Consider the following 17,821-nt stretch of genomic DNA (forward strand, 5'->3'; position numbering starts at 1 on the left):
ACCTAGACTGCACTCCTGCCACAAGCTCAGCCGTGAACCTTGAAATCAGGTGAAGAACGTCTTCTCTGTCTTGAGGACTCTCTATGAAATCATATCTATCTCCGTCAATAACTAACTTACGACAGAAGGTGACGCTGTTGATCCATTCGCTGTAAAGACCATTCAGTCTTTCGATGTAGTCCTCGCTGACACCACTCTCGAAACCACGCCCTCTCTTCCTTATTCTCTTCAACAACACGTTCTTCGAGCACTTAAGATAGACAATTCCGTCTGGGGCGGTCAGATGTTCAGAAAGTGTCTGGTAAGTGTCCATGTATAATTGCCAGTCCCTTTCATCGATATAACCCATAAGCTGAAGATTGCGAGCAAATATCTCAACGTCCTCATATATAGTTCTGTCTTGAAGAATCACTGCGCCCTCTGTCACGACTCTCTTGAGGAAGTCGAATCTCTTTATCAAAAAAAATAGTTGCGAGTGGAAGGCCCATCGCTCCATGTTGGAGTAAAAATCCTTCAGAAACGGGTTTTCATCCACTGCTTCGTAGACCCCTCTGAATCCCAGAGTCTCCTCAAGAAGCGAGGTGAGAGATGATTTTCCTGCTCCAATGTTTCCGCAAATTCCAATAATCATAAGATCGCCTCGATTCTCTCAAAAACCTTCTTGAGATCTTCTGGATTTCTCACAAAATCGATGTTCGAAGTATCAATTCTCAGAACCTGGCTTTCGGTCACGTCTTTCATGTAATTCTCATAAGCATCGCTTAACATCGAGATATAGGTCCTGTCCATTCTTCTCTCGAAGGGTCTGTCCCTCAAAGCGATTCTGTTCATCAAAATGTCTACCTCAGCAAAGAGATAGACTATGAGGTCGGGATGGAGGACCTGCTCTTTAAGGGCATTGAAGATCTTCTCATAGAGTCTTAGCTGTTCGCCTTTCAGAGTTAGCGAAGCGAACAAGTGATCCTTCACAAATGCATAGTCGGAGATTACTCCTTGGCCTTGAGAAGCCGCCTTTTTCAGTAGTGACTGTTGATCAAATCGGCTTATCAAGAAGAAGAGTTGAGTTTGAAAGGCCCACCTGTCCATGTCTTCGTAGAAGTTCGTGAGAAAAGGATTCTCCTCGACTACTTCCAGTACAGTGGGCATCGTGTACTTCTGAGATAGCAATTTGACCAGGGTAGTTTTACCAACCCCGATTACGCCCTCAACAGAAACGTATTTTCCACTAACTTTTGAAAACATCATATGAATTCAAAACTCCCTTACACTCAAGACTTAGTAAAGATCTATATCGAAAATCCGAAATGACAATAAGGAGCGATTTTCTCACGATTGCTCACCGTATCACAAATTTACATTGCCATCATTGCCAAGAATCTTCTCCGGCGCCCTCAGTCCATCAAAAAAAGGTTTCAGGTAATCCAGAACAGCCTCCAGATAGTAATGAACTGTCTCATGATATCCTGGTACAGAAAGTACTATTGAGTCTTTTATCGTTCCTGCTCCCACCCTGTAAAGGCACAGAGATGGATCGGCAACAATTGCGTTTCTCAACATGGCAGTCTCGATTCCTGTTGCTCTCTTGTCTACAAGAGATAAGACAACCTCAGGACCAATGTCTTCTCTGTATAGACCAGTTCCTCCAAGAACCAGAACAACATCGTTTGAACAGGAGTCTGCATATATCGCTTCTTTCAGGTCGCTCATTACTGGAGCGACATCAGTGGAGCCGGTATACGTGAAATCATGGTCTTCAAGAATCCTCTTTGAGATTTCTATTGACCGAGAGATTTCCTCAAAGAAGCCAGACTCAAGTATTCTGATTATCTTGCAGCTGTACATAACACACCTCCGAAATCACTTGTGAAGGATATAAGTGGATACCGGTGCAAGTATTACCCTTCCGGACAGCCTTTCAAACGCATCTTCTGAGACTCTGTCTTTGTCAGCAACAAGATTCCAGCTTTCATCGGGTAAGGTTATCTCGCTTGGTTCAAGATTACCGTTGAAGATTACGAGAATTTCATCCCAAGAATCGCCTACCGCTCTGCCATCTATAGTGAAAGCGACTATGTTCCTAGGAGCGTCCAGGAATTTGAGATTTCTGCTTATTTCTTCGGCTGAGCCCATCCTGAATGCGGGATGATTGTTTCTCAGGTGTATCAGAGCCTTGTAGTACTCGAACAGGTCAATGAATTCCGCTTTTCTGGAATAGTCCATCTTGTTCAGCTCTACCCCCGCGTTGTAACTGTTCTCGTTTCCGTATTTCGTGCGCGCAAAATCAACTCCTCCATGTAGGAACGGAATCCCCTGAGAAAGAATAACAATGGCGTTTGAAAGCTTCTGAGCACTAATCAGGAGCTCTTTTGGGGCATCGGGCATCGCTGCACTGTTCTTGTCCCAGAGTGTCTGATTGTCATGAGCCGAAACATAGTTTATTGTCTCTGCCGGGTCATCAGCAAAGTCCTTAATATCGTTGCTGTAATCAATACTACCTACAATTCCACGCATTATCCTTCGTTCTTTTGCACGGCTTCCAAGAGCAAAACCCTTTACCTTTGGATCGAAAACGCTACCTCTTATCGCATCGCGAAGATTATCATTGAAGACCGCTACTCCGGTACCCCTCTGATCTCCCTTGCCAAAGGTGATCGTTGCTCCCCAGCCTCCCCAAGGTTCACCGTATAGGAGAATCGATTCATCAATAGCATGTAGTTCTCTGTCTATTGCAAGAACAGTGTCGCGGTCTATCAAACCCATGAGATCAAACCTAAAACCGTCGATTCGGTAATCTTGGACCCACATCTTAACTGTATCGAGAATATGCTTCCTCATCATCGGCCTTTCGGTAGCTATTTCGTTTCCGACCCCAGTTCCATTAAGATAGTCGCCTGTTCTGTCCGTTCTGTAGAAGTAATAGGGAACAGTCTGGTCAAATGGTGAGGAAGAACCTGTTGTTGCAGTATGGTTATATACTGTATCGAGAATCACCCTGATTCCATTATCGTGGAAGGCTTTGATCATCATTTTCGACTCAGCAATCCTGCTAAGTGGGTCATAAGGATCTGTGCTATAGTGTCCTTCCGGAACCATGTATAGATATGGATCATACCCCCAGCCGTATTGTCCGTCAACGCCCTCATCGATATAGTGAATATCATTGAATGGCATAATATGAACGTGAGTTACGCCAAGTTCAATTATATGATCCAGTCCGGCGGTGACCCCATCAGGCCCGGTCTTTCCTCTTTCGGTTAGTCCCAGGTACTTTCCTTTACTCTCTATGTCGGTATTTGAGTCTGATGTCATATCGCCAACATGGATCTCGTAAATAATCGCGTCCTCCGGCTTCGCAAAAGGGGGGATTTCATGGCCTGTCCAGCCATCGAACACTGCCTTGTTATGATCGATTACGACTGATCTCTCGCTGTTTCTTGTTACTGCTCTAGAGTAGATGTCTACAGTCTCTCTTTCCTTACCGTAAGAGAAAAACCGGTACTTGTAGGCTTTTAAATGCTGATCACCCTCAACCGTCGCTTCCCACACACCTGCCTCGATTTTGCTCATGGGGACCTCTGTGTACACTTCGGAATAGAGGTCTTCAAAGAGTATGACTGTAGCCGAAGAAGATACGGGAGACCAAACTCTGAATACTGTTTTACTCTCCGAGTAGATTGCTCCAAGTTCTTTGTCGTAGTAAAACTGTGGATCATCCAGCGCCTTTCTAACGATCACTTCGCTTGACAGAAACCCTTCGATCTCTAGAGAGAGTTGTTTGTTCACGTTTTCAGCGGCAATCGGTTCGGAAAGCACAATCTTCACGTAGTTTGTGGTTGATATGTCTGTCGGATCAGCCTTCTCAAACCTCTCGATTTTGAGCACAGAGCCGTTCAAGGTAACTTTTGGAGCTGCCGTTTTAGTGTCAACCGGGGCGGATAGAGAGGCCAGAATCTCAGTCAATGAATCCAGGAAAGCGATCTTAACTTTCGGTGTAAGATCTATCTTTTCCGGATCTAACAAGAATTCTTCTTCACCCTCAACTACCCAAATCTCTACTAAACCGGATTCAGGGATATCTACAAATCTATCAACGGCTATGTCCTTTTTTTCCCACTCGCGAAGTCTAACAATGAATCCGAGTCTCGAATGTTTGTCGGCAAGCCTTACTATCGAAGTGACTCCGAAATCGTCGATTTTGTCGAAAGAATATGACTTTCCATCCATGCTCTTTGGTTTATCGGGCCATACCCAGAGATTCCAACCGTCGTAGTTGTTATCGTACCTATGATAGTGGATTATAATTACAGTTTCTGCGCTGTAATCAGCTGAACTTTTCCCCATGCTTTCTCCTGTAAAAGCCAAAATCGTTGTTCCGAAGATAATCACCAAGAAGAACAACACTCTTTTCATTATAAAGCCTCCTTCAGTTAAGTGGGGTTACAATGAAGCCACTAATTCTTCTATCGTATTCATATTCGAAAAGGGTTTCGCTACCACTTGGAGCCCTTACCCTCAGGTAGCCTCCTCTAGGATCAAGGAAGCTTTCCCAGACAAAATCATACTCATAAGAAACGGTTCGTGATCTGTCAAGTGTTACAAGTATTGTTATTTGCTCGTGGACTTCAGCCTCTTTTCCTGAAGCGAAGAAGAAGACATCCTCATCAACACTTCTATCTGACTTTGAGACTATCGAGATTGAATAACCTTCTGAACTTCCTCTCTCTTCAGCGGCTAGGACTATAAGGGCATACTCGCCGTTATCGAAGATCTTGATTTCTGAAATCACGAGTTTTGCATTCTGGACTGACGAGTCTTGGACAGGCGGCTGATCTTCTTGCCCATAATCTTCTTCTATTCGTGATTCCAGAGAGTTTGCTTCATCTGCCCAGATACCCAGTTTCTCCTTGGAAGCGTATTCCTCGGCATAGCTCAGTTCGATTTCTCCATCTGCAACGGAAATAGCAAGACCGCTTGATACGATTATTGATTGAAGTAGATAGACTTCATCTTCGATCGAGATCCATACGTAAGCAGAAGAAGGTTCTTCAGTAGATATCTTCTGGATCCTTGCCCAAGACCCTATTGTACTTCTTAGAAGAGCAAGAAGCGCTCTGCTATGAGGTCTTGACCAGTCATACTTCGGAATCTCGATTCCCTCCAAAACTACTCTTTCAAGAAGACCTTCTTTCAAAATCAGGAGATCAAAGTTGTTCACAGTCCCTACTATGAGGGCTGGAAACCCGGAAGGCGTAGCATCCGGAGAAACATAATGAGTATTAACCATAATAGATGGCTCTGCCATAACGACCATGGGCGAAAGGCTTATCATAAACGATATCAGAAAGATTGATAGCAACTTCACTGAGCTTCTCTCTTTCAAGTATTACACCTCCCCTCACGATCAAAAAGAAGTATATCATCTTAGCTTATTAGAAGAATAATTTGAAGGTCTGTGTTGAAAGTTGGACTTTGCTGATCAAGTGGTTTTATCCATGAGAATCTCTGTTTTTCAGTAGAACCATGCAGCGTTCAACAATCGAAAAAACGGTTGCAGGAACAATCCAGCCAAGGTAATTGAACAAGATATCCAGAGTGTCGAACTGTCTGTAAGGAGATATGATTTGAAGAGATTCGAGGACTAAAGGTCCAATCACCAAGAAGAACCCAAGGGCAAGCCTGTTCAGACGGCTGGCTCCGATTCTTGAAATCAGAATCAGAAGAACACCTCCGGAGAAGAATCCTACGAAATGAAGGAACTTGTCGCTTCCGACTACAAAAGTTTGTACTCCCGGTCTCAAATAAAAGTAGACTGTTGCAATCATGTATGTGATTGACAGAATCGCAGTTATTATCTTCTTCATAACTAAGATTATGCTTGTGACAAACATGAAAGTCAACGACATTTCAAGAAGTGAAACCTCCCAAACGAGTTGAAAAGCTGATCTTTCTTTACTATAATGAATTGTATTGCGAATCGAGAGGAGGACAAATCAAATGTCCAAAGTTTGTGAAGTTTGTGGTAAGGCACCAAGAACCGGAAATATGGTCTCTCACTCAAATAAAAAGGCCAAGCGCTGGTGGAAGCCGAATGTTCACAAAGTCCGTGCCGTAGTTGATGGTGAGGTAAAGAGAATTAATGTTTGTGTGAAGTGCCTTAAAGCTGGGAAAGTCACAAGAGCAATTTAGTTATAGCATACCTAGCGTGTTTTGCCAAAAAGGTATTCCATGAATAGTAGAAAGACCTACGCCTTAGTAAATCTGTCTGCCTATAGACAGAATCTTCTTTATTTAGCTGGGAAAGCATATCCAGCGAGGCTGATGGCAGTTGTGAAAGCAGATGCGTACGGCCATGGCGCTGAACAGCTGTCCAAAGTAGCCGAGGAAGCTGGCGTTGAAAGGCTTGCAGTTGCTTTTCTTGAAGAGGGGATAAAGCTTCGAGAGAGCGGAATATCTCTTCCGATTCTTGTCCTGAACTATGTGGATAATGAAGAGATACTTGCTGCAAAGGAGTACGGTCTTACATTGTCGCTCTGTTCCTCCGGTCAGCTTGATAGCATTTCTGGCCTCAACGAAACCCTTCCTGATTTTGAGATTGCAGTAGATACAGGGATGAGACGGCTTGGGATGAAATGGGAAGAATCGATCAAGTTATATGAGTCGGCGGTCGCTAATGGAATCAAAATAACGGGTGCTTACACACACTTTGCTACCGCCGATGAAAAGGATAGCGATTTCGTTTTCGAGCAGAGTGAGGAGTTCAGAAAGTTCCTCCAGGGCATTGGTAAGAGCAGGGGCAGGGACTTCGTGGTTCACATTTCGAATAGCGCCGGTACCATCTTTCTTGATAACAAAGACTACGATTATGTTAGAGTGGGTATTGCAACATATGGTCTTCAACCATCGAGCGTTATTGACTATAATCTCAAGCCGATAATCGAGTGGAAAACCTGCATTTCCTTCCTAAAGAAGATTCGAGCCGGTGATTCAGTTAGTTATGGAAGAACCTTTGTTGCCGGACGAGAGATGCTTGTTGCCACTATTCCTGTTGGCTATGCAGACGGCTTTAATAGACTGCTCTCTAACAGAGGTTGTGTTATTATTGCGGGCAGGAGATGTAGAGTCCTGGGTAGGGTTTGCATGGATCAATTTGTGGTTGACGTATCACATGTCGATAGTAAGCTGTCGGTGGGAGACGAAGTAGTTATAATCGGTTCACAGAAAGAAGAGACGATAACTGCGGAGGAAATTGCAGAACTGTGCGGTACCATAAATTACGAAGTGGTTTGCTCTATCACTTCTAGAGTTCCCAGGATCTATTGGAAAGGAGAAGATTATGAAACTCCGCGACATAATAGGAAATGAGATTCTTAGTCAGATAAATGACGACCAGGATAAAACTAATAAGGACGGTCTTCCGTTTGTTTCGGACCTGCGCCCGGGAAGTTCTGTCCTTTCAATATTTAAGGTTCATTCTAAGAGAATTCAGGAGGCTCGAGACGGGAAGAAATTCCTTCTTCTCACTCTTTCTGACAAGACAGGCGCGATAAGAGCTATCGATTGGTTCAACGCAGAGCACAACGATGACACTCTGGAACAGGGAACCGTTGTAAGAATCTCGGGGCGGGTAGTTGTATATGAAGATAGGCAGCAGCTGAATCTTGATTCGGAAGGTATTCAAGTTCTAGAAATCGGACAGTATGATCCCGAAAGATTCATGGCTGTAACAACCAAAGATATCCCGCAGATGTATGATGATCTTTTGGGTCTTATAAACAATATGAGTGAAGAGCATATCAAGGCCTTGCTGAGAGATATCTTCGAAAACGATAAGAAGTTCATTGAGAAGTTCATTATCTCCCCTGCAGCGGCAAAGGTACACCATGCTTACAAGGGTGGTCTTCTGGAGCATACAATGTCTGTTGCAGAGCTTTGCGTTTTCTTGGCAACGAAGTACAGTGATTCTATAGACAGGGATCTTCTGATAGCAGGTGCATTGTTGCATGATATAGGCAAAGTTTATGAATACGCGGTAACGCCTGCCGGAATCGATCGAACTAACGACGGTGAGCTTGTTGGTCATATCGCTATGGGAATTGAGATGGTAGGCAGAGCAATAGCGAAGATACAGGGCTTCCCACGCTATCTTCAAACCGAGATCAAACATCTTCTTCTATCTCATCACGGAGAGATGGAGTGGGGTTCCCCTGTTATTCCAAAGACAACTGAAGCGATTGTTCTTCACATGGCCGACGACCTCGATTCCAAAGTTGCCCAGTTTCGTGAGATTGAAGAGAGAGAATTCAACGGGTCAACGGCTTCTTGGAGCAACTATGATCGTTTTCTGAATAGAAGGGTCTTCATGAAGAACAGAAGATCAGGTGACTGAGGAATTGGGAGTGATATCTTGCCTGACAAGCTTGTTATAGTTGAGTCGCCCGCAAAGGCGAAGACGATTAGTAGATACTTGGGAAAAAACTACGAAGTTGCAGCTTCAAAGGGACATGTTAGGGATCTCCCCGAATCTAATCTCGGATTGAATCCTGAGAATTTCGAACCCACATATGAAGTCCTGAAAGGGAAGGAAAAAGTTGTACAGGAACTCAAAAAGAAGTCCAAAGGCAAGAAAGTCTTTCTGGCTTCTGACCTTGACCGTGAAGGAGAGGCTATTGCGTGGCATATTTCAGAGCTTCTTGGCCTTCCCAGAGATGAAAAGAACAGGATAGTCTTCAACGAGATTACTGAATCTGCAATAAAGAGCGCAATTCTTAGTCCAAGAAATATCGACATGTCAAAGGTTGAAGCTCAAGTAGCTAGAAGGGTTCTGGACAGAATTGTGGGCTACAAGATAAGCCCGCTTCTATGGAGAACTATGACTAAGGGTTTGAGCGCCGGCAGAGTTCAGTCGGTGGCTCTGAAGTTAATGGTTGAGCTTGAGAAGAAGATCGCAGTCTTTGTTCCGCACAGATTTTTCAAGATTTTTGCTAAGACTGCCGAGGATCGGTTCGCTCTTTCGCAAATTGAAGGAAAGAAGTTTAACAACAAATCCGTGACTACTGAAGAAAAGAGAGATGAGATCATTGAAGAGCTCTCGAAAAGCGTTCTCCGTGTTAAGGATGTTAAGAAACGAACTTCCAAGAGAAGCGCTCCGATGCCTTTTATTACTTCAACTCTTCAACAAAGCGCGATTGGGGAGCTAGGATGGAGCGCCAGCAAGACCATGAAAGTTGCTCAACAGCTGTATGAAGGAATTGAGACAGATCAGGGCCAGATAGCCTTCATCACATACATGAGAACAGACTCCACAAGGATTTCGAGTCAGGCAAGAGATAAGGCAGTAGAGATAATCAGCAACAGCTTCGGAAGCGAATACGTCGGTCCTGTTAGATCAGGGGGTAAAGGTAAGAAAATTCAGGATGCTCATGAAGCGATCAGACCAACATATCCCGAAAATGATCCGGAGATGGCCAAGAGGCTACTGTCAGGAGATAATCTCCGTCTCTATGCCCTAATATGGAATAGATTCATTGCTTCTCAGATGGCGAGTGCAGAGTATGCGGTGACAGATGTTGAATTGGCTGACGAAAGCGGCAAGTACATTCTGAGTTTGACCGGAGAAAGAAGACTATTCGACGGGTTTGAAAGGATTATCTCAAGATCCTCAAAGAGCGAAATTGGCCACGACTACAAAAAGGGAGAATTAGTCAAGCCTTCCAAACTAGAATGGGAAGAGGATACAACCAAACCGCCTTCCAGATTCAGTGAGGCCTCCCTGGTTAAAGAACTTGAGAAGAGAGGTATAGGGCGTCCGTCAACATATGCAACGATAATTTCCACACTTCTCGACAGGAAATATGTGCTGAGACAATCCAGAGAACTAAGACCGACATTGCTGGGCTCTATTGTGAATGAGTTCTTAAACGAGTATTTTCCGGATGTTGTTAACACGAATTTCACAGCAAACATGGAAGAAGAACTCGATGGTGTTGAAAACGGATCAAAAAAGTGGCGAGATGTTGTTCACGATTTCTATGAAGGTTTTAGAATAGATCTTGATCAGATTGACAAGAAGATCAAGAAGGGAGAGTTAAGAATCGAATTCGAGACCGATAGGGAGTGTTCTTGCGGCGGAGCCTTCAAGGTTGTATTCGGAAGGTACGGCGGATATCTTAAGTGTCAGTCTTGCGACAAAAACGAGTCTGTGGACATGACGTCCTTCACCTGTGTTATCGATGGAAAAGTTCTTCTGAAAGATGTTGCCCCGAATCAGAAATTAGAAGTTGAGATAGATGAAAGCTGCCCCGAATGCGGATCCAATTTGGTTAAGAGAAAAGGAAGATACGGAGAATTCATTGCCTGTTCTGCCTATCCGAAATGCAAGTACACAAGGAACGTCAGGATTGATGCACATTGTCCGAAATGCGGCGGGGTTGTTGAAAAGCTTAGAAGCAAGAAGGGGAAAAACTACTACAAGTGTTCCGGTTGTGGGGAAATGTTCTGGAACGAACCTACAGAAGAGAAGTGCGAGATCTGTGGCTCCAATCTCTTCCTCAAGGTGAAGCGAGGCGGAAAGAGAGTCAAGTATTGTGAAAACTGCAAGAAGGATTTCGAGGTGGGAGAAGCTTGATGCAGCGAAGGGTTGCCGTTGTTTACGGCGGGCTTTCTAATGAGAGAAACGTTTCGATTAAGAGCGGAATGAACGTAGTAACTTCTCTTGAGAAGCTCGGTGTGGAAGTAGTGCCCTTTGATCTCAGAAGGGAGACGATTCCTGCTCTTCTTACTTTAAAGGTAGACCTCATGTTTTTGGCTCTACATGGTAAGTTCGGTGAAGATGGGACGCTTCAGGGTATGCTAGAACTGGCAGGAATGCCCTACACCGGTTCCGATTCCAGGACCAGTTCGATTTGCTTCGACAAGGAGATTACATACAGGCTTGTCAGGGATATCGTCGATCTGCCCGTATGGAGAAGAATTGGCGGCGAGGTCGATCTTGAGGAGTGGGAGACATTTCCCTGTGTGGTGAAGCCGGTAAGAGAAGGATCGAGCATCGGCGTATTCATCTGTGACGATCTTGCGGTATTGAAGGAAAGAACAAGGGAACTTCTTGGCACTTACGATTTTCTTCTCCTTGAAGAATACGTAGAAGGAAGAGAAATCACCATATCTATCATTGATTCGGAAGATGACCATATGGTTCTTCCGATTCTAGAGATAAGACCGAAGAGACGTTTTTATGATTATGAAGCGAAATACACGGCAGGGTTGACGGATTTTGTGGTCCCGGCTCCAATGAATAATGACGTGTATGAAACGATTATCGAAAAGTCTGCTGCAATCTACGATCTTCTCGGATGCAAGGATTTTGCCAGAATTGATGGAATACTGAGGGATAAGACTTTCTTCTTTCTCGAGGTAAATACTATACCTGGAATGACTGACCTGAGTGATCTTCCTATGTCTGCCAGGGCCGCGGGCATGTCTTTCGAGGACATTGTTCGGGGCGTGATTGAGTCTGCTGAGAAGAGGAACAGGAGGTAATCATGAAGACGATGCACGGTACAACGGTACTGGTTCTGAGAAGAAACGGAAATACTGTTATGGTAGGAGATGGTCAGATCACGATCGGAGATACAGTGATGAAAGGCACAGCCAGAAAAGTAAGGAAGCTTGGTGATGGAGCGGTATTAGCGGGTTTCGCGGGTTCTGTAGCCGACGCAATGACTCTCTTCGAGAAATTCGAGGAAAAGCTCAAGGAAGTCAACTCAAATCTTAAGAGAGCAGCCGTGAATCTTGCTAAGGAGTGGAGAACAAACAAGATTCTTAAGAACCTTCAGGCTCTTCTACTCGTTGCTGACAAAGAGAGCATTCTTCTCGTATCTGGAAATGGCGAAGTGATAGAGCCCGACGAAGAAGTGCTAGCAATTGGTTCTGGCGGTTCTTACGCACTTGCTGCTGCAAGAGCTCTGATGAGGAATAGCGATCTCAATGCAGAAGAGATAGCAAGGAGGTCAATGACTATAGCCAGTGAGATATGCATCTACACCAACACGAATTTCACTCTGGAAACACTTGGAGGAGATAAGTAATGAAGAGAGAAGAATTGGATGAGTTGACTCCAAAGAGAATAGTCGAAGAACTCGATAAGTATATAGTAGGTCAAGACAAGGCTAAGAGAGCTGTCGCAGTAGCCATGAGAAATAGGATCCGTAGACAGAAACTTCCTGAAGAGATGCGAAAAGACGTAATACCAAAGAACATACTTATGATGGGCCCTACGGGGGTTGGCAAGACTGAAATAGCAAGAAGACTGGCGGAGTTGACTGGTTCTCCGTTTACTAAGGTCGAAGCAACTAGGTTCACGGAAGTTGGTTATGTTGGGAAGAATGTTGAGTCGATAATAAGGGAGCTCGTTGAAGTCGGGGTCAATATGGTCAAGCAGGAGAAGANNAGGCGATCTTCCAGGTTGAGGAGAGAATCCTTGAAGCCCTGGTTCCCGGTCCTCAGACGAAAGGAAGTGGACCGAGGAACATTCTTGAGTTATTTCAGGGACAACAGCAGTCTAAACCTAGTCAGGAGGAACTTGAAAGAATTAAGGACCGCAGGGAAGACTATAGAGAGAGATTGAGAAGCGGAGATCTTGAAGATCTCGATATTGAGGTTGAGATAGAGGATCACAGTCAACCGATGATAATGATTCCCGGTATGGAAGACATGGGAATCGATATGTCGGGTGTTCTGGGAGGTATGGTGCCGAAGAAGACGAAAAAGAGGAGAATGAGAATTGTCGATGCTCGAAGGGCACTCTTACCGGTTGAAGCTGAAAAACTTCTTGATATGGATAAGGTCATAGCAGAAGCGATTGAAAGAGTTCAAAATAGAGGAATCGTATTCATTGATGAGATAGACAAGATAACTTTCCGAAACGGTTCCCATGGACCAGATGTCTCTCGCGAGGGTGTTCAGAGGGATTTACTGCCGATCATTGAGGGAACAACTGTCACAACCAAACATGGCCAGATAAGAACCGATTACATACTTTTCATTGCGGCAGGAGCTTTTCATGCGGCAAAACCCTCTGATTTGATACCTGAATTTCAGGGAAGGTTTCCTATAAGAGTTGAGCTTGACGCGTTGACCCAGGGGGATTTCCTAAGAATCCTGGTTGAGCCTAAGAATGCAATAACGAAACAATACGTTGCTTTGCTTGAAACTGAAGGTGTAGAAGTGAAGTTCACCGAAGATGGCCTCAATGAGATAGCCAGGGTATCCCACAATCTTAATGAAAGTATAGAGAACATAGGAGCTAGAAGATTATACACGGTTGTTGAGAAGGTTCTAGAAGAGGTATCGTTTAAGGCTCCGGACGTTAGTGATGAAGTTCTTATTGATTTGAAGTATGTTGATGAAAGAATCGGCGAAATCGCGGCCGACGAGGATCTCAGTGCTTTCATTTTGTGATGGATAGATTAGAATATGCTGCAATTGCGCTTTCGGGCGACTTCAACCCTTCTGAAATGGAGAAGATAGAGAGTTCTGGATTCGATAGCTCTCTGCTTTTTCGTTCGCCAATAGAATTGAATAGAAACAAACTGAAGAATTTCGCAAGGAATTTCTCCAGTGTTATTAGAACTCTTTCAACATACGGCAACTTCATAACTCACAGGGATGAGGAGTATCCCGATTCTCTGAAGCACATCTTCGAACCGCCTTCAGTGCTTTTCTTTCGGGGAAAAGTCTCATTGCTCGATTCAAAAAGCGTCTTAGCGGTTGTCGGATCAAGGAAGGCCGACAGGTACGGAACTTCAGTTGCCAGAGAGTACTCAAGGTTGCTTTCCGAAAGAGGAATCACGATAGTCAGCGGTCTTGCTGTCGGAATAGATGCCGAAGCTCACATTGGTGCTCTTGACGGATCTGGAACGACTGTAGGTGTTTTGGGAACGGGAATCGACGTCTATTACCCTGCGTCAAACAGCTCTCTTATCAGATCGGTCATGGAAAAAGGTTGCGTAATTTCGGAGTATCTGCCTGGAACGCCCCCTTTGAAACAGAATTTCCCAAGAAGGAATAGAATAATTGCCGGTCTAGCGAGGGCGGTCTTAGTGGTACAGGCGACTATACGAAGCGGCTCCTTGATCACCGCTAGGCTTGCGCTTGAAAATGGAAGAGATGTCTACGCTGTTCCCGGAGATATCAACCGAAAGAACTCTGAGGGAACAAACTGGCTCATAAAGAATGGTGCAAAGCTCGTTGCGGAATTCGGTGACGTAATTGAGGAATTCCCTGAGATTGACATTGGAGAGTTACACGAAGGGAGTGTAGATTCAGAGGTTCTAGAAGTTCTCGGAACCGGTTCTCTGACGTTTGGAGAGCTTCTTCTCAAAACGAAACTACCTAGCAAAGATTTGATAGTTGAGTTAACGAACCTTCAACTCGAAGGTTACGTTTATGAGGAAAACGGGCGATGGAATAGAACTTAGCCGTTTTAAGCTGGTATAATCTTGATGAAATGTTGATCTAGAGACGAGATTGGAGGGAGAAAAATGCCTTACGTTAACACAAAACTGATACTTGATAGGGCTAACAAAGAATCCTACGCGGTACCAGCGCTAAATATCAACAATCTAGAATTCCTTCAAGCGATTATCGATGCTGGAGTTGAAGAGCGCTCTCCAGTGATAATCGAAACCTCCGAAGGTGCAATCAAGTATGCAGGAAACGGCAATGTTATGCTGGGAGCACGGCTTTTTGTTTCGATGGTAAGGAGCTATGCGGAGACAGTCGATATTCCAGTTTCATTACATGTCGATCATGGAAAGAACTTCAAAATACTCATGGCCGCCATTCAGGCAGGCTATTCTTCTATAATGATTGATGCTTCCGAATTTCCCTTTGAGAAGAACGTGATAGAGACGAAGAAAATGGTGGAAATTGCTCACAGTCTTGGAGTATCGGTTGAAGCGGAACTCGGCAGGTTGGTTGGGATAGAGGACAATGTCGCGGTTGAGTCCCATGAAGCGGCTCTTGTCGATCCCAAGGAGGCAGAGCAGTTTGTTAAAGAGACTGGGGTGGACTTTCTTGCTCCTGCTATAGGAACTAGCCATGGGGCCTTTAAGTTCAAGGGAGAAGCGAGACTTGACTTTGAGAGACTGAAGACGGTTAAGAAGCTTACCGGTATTCCTCTTGTTCTACATGGAGCTTCGAGCGTTCCCGAGGAGGTCAAGAACCTGGCCGAGGAGTATGGGGCTGACTTCAAAGGGGCAAAGGGAGTTCCTGGCGAGATTCTTGCTGAATCAGTGAAATTCGGAATAAACAAGGTTAACACAGATACAGATTTGAGAATGGCTTTCATCGCTTCGTTGAGAGAGTTTCTTGCAAAGAATCCTGGGGAGTTTGATCCGAGAAAATACTTCAAGACACCGAAAGAACTGGTCAAGAATGTGATAAGGGAAAGGTTGAGACTTCTAGGATGTTCTAATAAAGCATAAACGGGGGTGTCAAATGAAGATTCTTGTAATCAATTGCGGCTCGTCCTCAATCAAGTACCAGCTTCTCGATGCCGCAAGTGAAAATGTGCTGGCAAAAGGTCTACTCGAAAGAATAGGAATTCCTGGATCAAAACTGACTCACAAGAAGAGCGACCAGAAGTTTGAGTTCGAGAACGACATTGCCGACCACACTGAAGGCCTAGAACTTATAATAGAAGTTTTGCAGGCTGAGAAGACTGGAGTTGTGAAAGACATTAACGAGATTGAAGCGGTAGGTCATCGTGTAGTCCACGGTGGTGAAAGATTTGCTTCTTCAGTGCTCATTGACGATGAAGTGATAAAGGAAATAGAATCCAACAACTTCCTTGCACCTCTTCATAATCCGGCGAACATAGAAGGGATCGTTGCTGCAAAGAAGATCCTTCCATCGGTTCCTCAAGTGGGCGTCTTTGATACGGCATTCCATCAATCAATGCCCGAATCCTCTTACCTTTACGCAATACCTTATGGTCTTTATAGGAAGTATAAAATAAGAAGATACGGCTTCCATGGCACAAGCCACAGATACGTTTCGGAAAGGGCCGCATCCATTCTAGGGAAACCACTCAAGGAGCTAAAGATAATAACTGCTCACATAGGAAATGGCGCTTCGATCACAGCCGTTAAGAATGGCAGATCTTTCGATACTTCAATGGGGTTCACGCCTCTTGAGGGACTGGTTATGGGAACTCGCTCTGGAGATATTGATCCTGCAATAGTGCCTTTCTTGCAAGAACAAGAAGGGCTCTCACCTGGCGAAGTCAACAATCTGCTAAACAAGGAAAGCGGTATGTACGGACTCACAGACAGGCAGTTCAGTGATATGAGAGACATTGAGATGCGCGCAATGGATAATGAACCTCTGTGTAAACGAGCTCATGACGTATATGAGCACAGATTGGCAAAGTACATTGGTGCTTATGCAGCCGCTATGAACGGAGTCGATGCAATAGTCTTCACAGCTGGAGTTGGAGAAAACAGCGCATATCTGAGAGCCAATATCATAAATAAGTATCTTGGTCACCTTGGGATATCTCTTGACGAAGAAAATAACAGAGTCAGGGGAAAGGAAGTAATGATTTCAACTGCAGACTCTAGAGTCAAGGTTTTTGTGATTCCTACGAACGAAGAACTCGTTATTGCAAGGGATACAAGTAAGATAGTTAAGAACGGACTTAAGGAACTGAAACTTTGGGAAGACTGAAAGGTGATGAAGGATTATAAGGGAAATTGTTCTAGAGGGAGATACGAAACTTGCAGGTCGTGGTGAGAAGGCAGACTTGTATTATATTGTGTCGTCAGGTGGGCTTATTCTTAAGGGATTCAATTCGGATGACAAGGTCTATATGGAAGGAGATCTAGCAGATCCAATGTCTATAGTTGGTGAAAAGTACAGCGGAGATCTTCTTTCCATAGGGGATTCTTCAATTCTTGTTGGCGATAGGGATGAGCTCAGAGAATATCTGGTTGCCAGGCCGGAGAGACTCGAGAGGTTCCTTCAGAATGTCGAAGAAGATTTGAGATCATGTTCCGAATCGAAGGGTCTTGATCTTGACGGTTTGGTTTCGATTTTGGTATCCATGAAGCAGCACTGGTTGAAGGAATACCCTCCACTATTGTTCGGCGAAAAGTCTCTTTACAGAAAGGGCATAAAGCTGATAGAGAGGAGGGAATACCCATCTGCTCAGGAAGTTCTGAAGAGTTATCTGGAACAGTATCAGAACTCACCTTTGTCAAGACCGGTGAAACTCTACTATTCATTGAGCTGTTTTCTAAATAACTCTTTAGATCTGGCATTGACATCGATTCTGGAGATTGTTGAAGGAGAGGCAGACGAGATAGCTGGAATAGCTAGGTTCTTTGCTTGTCGCATGGGACTTCTAGAATCGGGATTCAAGTTCCTCTATAAGGGACCCGATTACAGTTCAAACCTCTTCAGGAATTTGAGAAGGGACTCACGGAAAATCAGAAAGACCGATTCGGACAAGATTGTTGTTGAGGAGGGGAAAAGAGCCGGCAGTGCTATCTTTCTTCTCAAAGGAGAGATGATTCTCTCGAAAAGAAGAGAGAATGAAAATTCTGTTTTATTTTCGCTTAAATCTCCAAATTCTATCGGCGAAGTTCAGTTGTTGGCGAAGAGTAAGTGGGACACGACAGTTGTTGTTCGGGGAAATTCCGAGTATGTGCTCTTGGACAGAAGCCGGCTTTTTCAACACCTGATACACAAATCTCCTCAAGACGGATTCAAGATGGTGGAGTATATTCTCGGGTATATGAGACAGTCACTAATTTCATGATGT

At 44.4% G+C, this 17,821-nt stretch carries 16 protein-coding genes and 1 pseudogene; 11 read left to right on the forward strand and 6 right to left on the reverse strand.

The annotated features are described in order from the left end of the window. From B3N33_RS03505 to B3N33_RS03530, 6 genes are all read right to left on the reverse strand, one after another. Positions 1–631 (reverse strand): deoxynucleoside kinase (locus tag B3N33_RS03505; protein WP_292592189.1); only part of this gene is annotated, 631 nt, incomplete at its 3' end. After that, the gene (locus B3N33_RS03510; protein ID WP_292592190.1) at positions 628–1,242 is read right to left on the reverse strand and encodes a deoxynucleoside kinase; all 615 of its coding nucleotides are present in this window, start codon (positions 1,240–1,242) and stop codon (positions 628–630) included. The genes B3N33_RS03505 and B3N33_RS03510, both read right to left, overlap by 4 nt. A 102-nt stretch (positions 1,243–1,344) precedes the next feature. Then, positions 1,345–1,842, reverse strand: a complete 498-nt coding sequence (locus B3N33_RS03515; protein WP_214079347.1) for a MogA/MoaB family molybdenum cofactor biosynthesis protein — start codon at positions 1,840–1,842, stop codon at positions 1,345–1,347. Positions 1,843–1,857: 15 nt separating this feature from the next. After that, positions 1,858–4,341, reverse strand: a complete 2,484-nt coding sequence (gene pulA / locus B3N33_RS03520) for a type I pullulanase (protein ID WP_414674174.1) — start codon at positions 4,339–4,341, stop codon at positions 1,858–1,860. A gap of 82 nt (positions 4,342–4,423) precedes the next feature. Beyond that, the gene (locus tag B3N33_RS03525; protein ID WP_214079349.1) at positions 4,424–5,380 is read right to left on the reverse strand and encodes a hypothetical protein; all 957 of its coding nucleotides are present in this window, start codon (positions 5,378–5,380) and stop codon (positions 4,424–4,426) included. Positions 5,381–5,486: 106 nt separating this feature from the next. Continuing rightward, positions 5,487–5,903 (reverse strand): antibiotic resistance protein VanZ, encoded by a 417-nt coding sequence (locus B3N33_RS03530; protein ID WP_292588724.1) that lies wholly within the window; start codon positions 5,901–5,903, stop codon positions 5,487–5,489. Positions 5,904–5,994: 91 nt separating this feature from the next. Between B3N33_RS03530 and rpmB the strand changes: the two genes are divergently transcribed. The 11 genes and pseudogenes from rpmB (at position 5,995) to B3N33_RS03590 (ending at position 17,818) form a co-directional block, all read left to right on the forward strand. After that, complete coding sequence (gene rpmB / locus B3N33_RS03535) at positions 5,995–6,186, forward strand: 50S ribosomal protein L28 (RefSeq protein ID WP_099830535.1); 192 nt, start codon at positions 5,995–5,997, stop codon at positions 6,184–6,186. A gap of 39 nt (positions 6,187–6,225) precedes the next feature. Continuing rightward, the gene (alr, locus tag B3N33_RS03540; protein ID WP_214079350.1) at positions 6,226–7,362 is read left to right on the forward strand and encodes an alanine racemase; all 1,137 of its coding nucleotides are present in this window, start codon (positions 6,226–6,228) and stop codon (positions 7,360–7,362) included. Continuing rightward, on the forward strand, positions 7,334–8,386 hold the full coding sequence (locus B3N33_RS03545) for a 3'-5' exoribonuclease YhaM family protein (protein ID WP_214060951.1): 1,053 nt from the start codon (positions 7,334–7,336) through the stop codon (positions 8,384–8,386). Before alr ends, B3N33_RS03545 begins: the two co-directional genes overlap by 29 nt. 18 nt (positions 8,387–8,404) lie before the next feature. After that, complete coding sequence (topA, locus tag B3N33_RS03550; RefSeq protein ID WP_214060950.1) at positions 8,405–10,624, forward strand: type I DNA topoisomerase; 2,220 nt, start codon at positions 8,405–8,407, stop codon at positions 10,622–10,624. Beyond that, complete coding sequence (locus B3N33_RS03555) at positions 10,624–11,535, forward strand: D-alanine--D-alanine ligase family protein (RefSeq protein ID WP_292588716.1); 912 nt, start codon at positions 10,624–10,626, stop codon at positions 11,533–11,535. The genes topA and B3N33_RS03555 overlap by 1 nt, the downstream gene beginning before the upstream one ends. Before the next feature lie 2 nt (positions 11,536–11,537). Further along, a complete protein-coding gene (hslV, locus tag B3N33_RS03560) occupies positions 11,538–12,083 on the forward strand; it encodes an ATP-dependent protease subunit HslV (protein ID WP_214060948.1) in 546 nt (181 codons plus the stop codon). Beyond that, positions 12,083–13,455: pseudogene (gene hslU, locus B3N33_RS03570) on the forward strand (ATP-dependent protease ATPase subunit HslU). The gene hslV and the pseudogene hslU overlap by 1 nt, the downstream one beginning before the upstream one ends. Further along, on the forward strand, positions 13,455–14,474 hold the full coding sequence (gene dprA / locus B3N33_RS03575; RefSeq protein WP_214079354.1) for a DNA-processing protein DprA: 1,020 nt from the start codon (positions 13,455–13,457) through the stop codon (positions 14,472–14,474). Before hslU ends, dprA begins: the two are co-directional and overlap by 1 nt. A gap of 63 nt (positions 14,475–14,537) precedes the next feature. Then, entirely contained in the window at positions 14,538–15,482 is a 945-nt protein-coding gene (fba, locus tag B3N33_RS03580) for a class II fructose-1,6-bisphosphate aldolase (protein WP_214060046.1), read from the forward strand. Between the two features lie 13 nt (positions 15,483–15,495). Next, positions 15,496–16,725, forward strand: coding sequence for an acetate kinase (locus tag B3N33_RS03585; protein WP_214079355.1), 1,230 nt, complete (start codon positions 15,496–15,498; stop codon positions 16,723–16,725). 76 nt (positions 16,726–16,801) lie between these two features. Further along, the gene (locus B3N33_RS03590; protein WP_292588711.1) at positions 16,802–17,818 is read left to right on the forward strand and encodes a cyclic nucleotide-binding domain-containing protein; all 1,017 of its coding nucleotides are present in this window, start codon (positions 16,802–16,804) and stop codon (positions 17,816–17,818) included. The last annotated feature ends 3 nt before the right edge of the window (positions 17,819–17,821 follow it).

Origin of the sequence: Mesotoga sp. UBA5825, assembly GCF_002432955.1 — a bacterium.
Taxonomy (GTDB): Bacteria; Thermotogota; Thermotogae; order Petrotogales; family Kosmotogaceae; genus Mesotoga.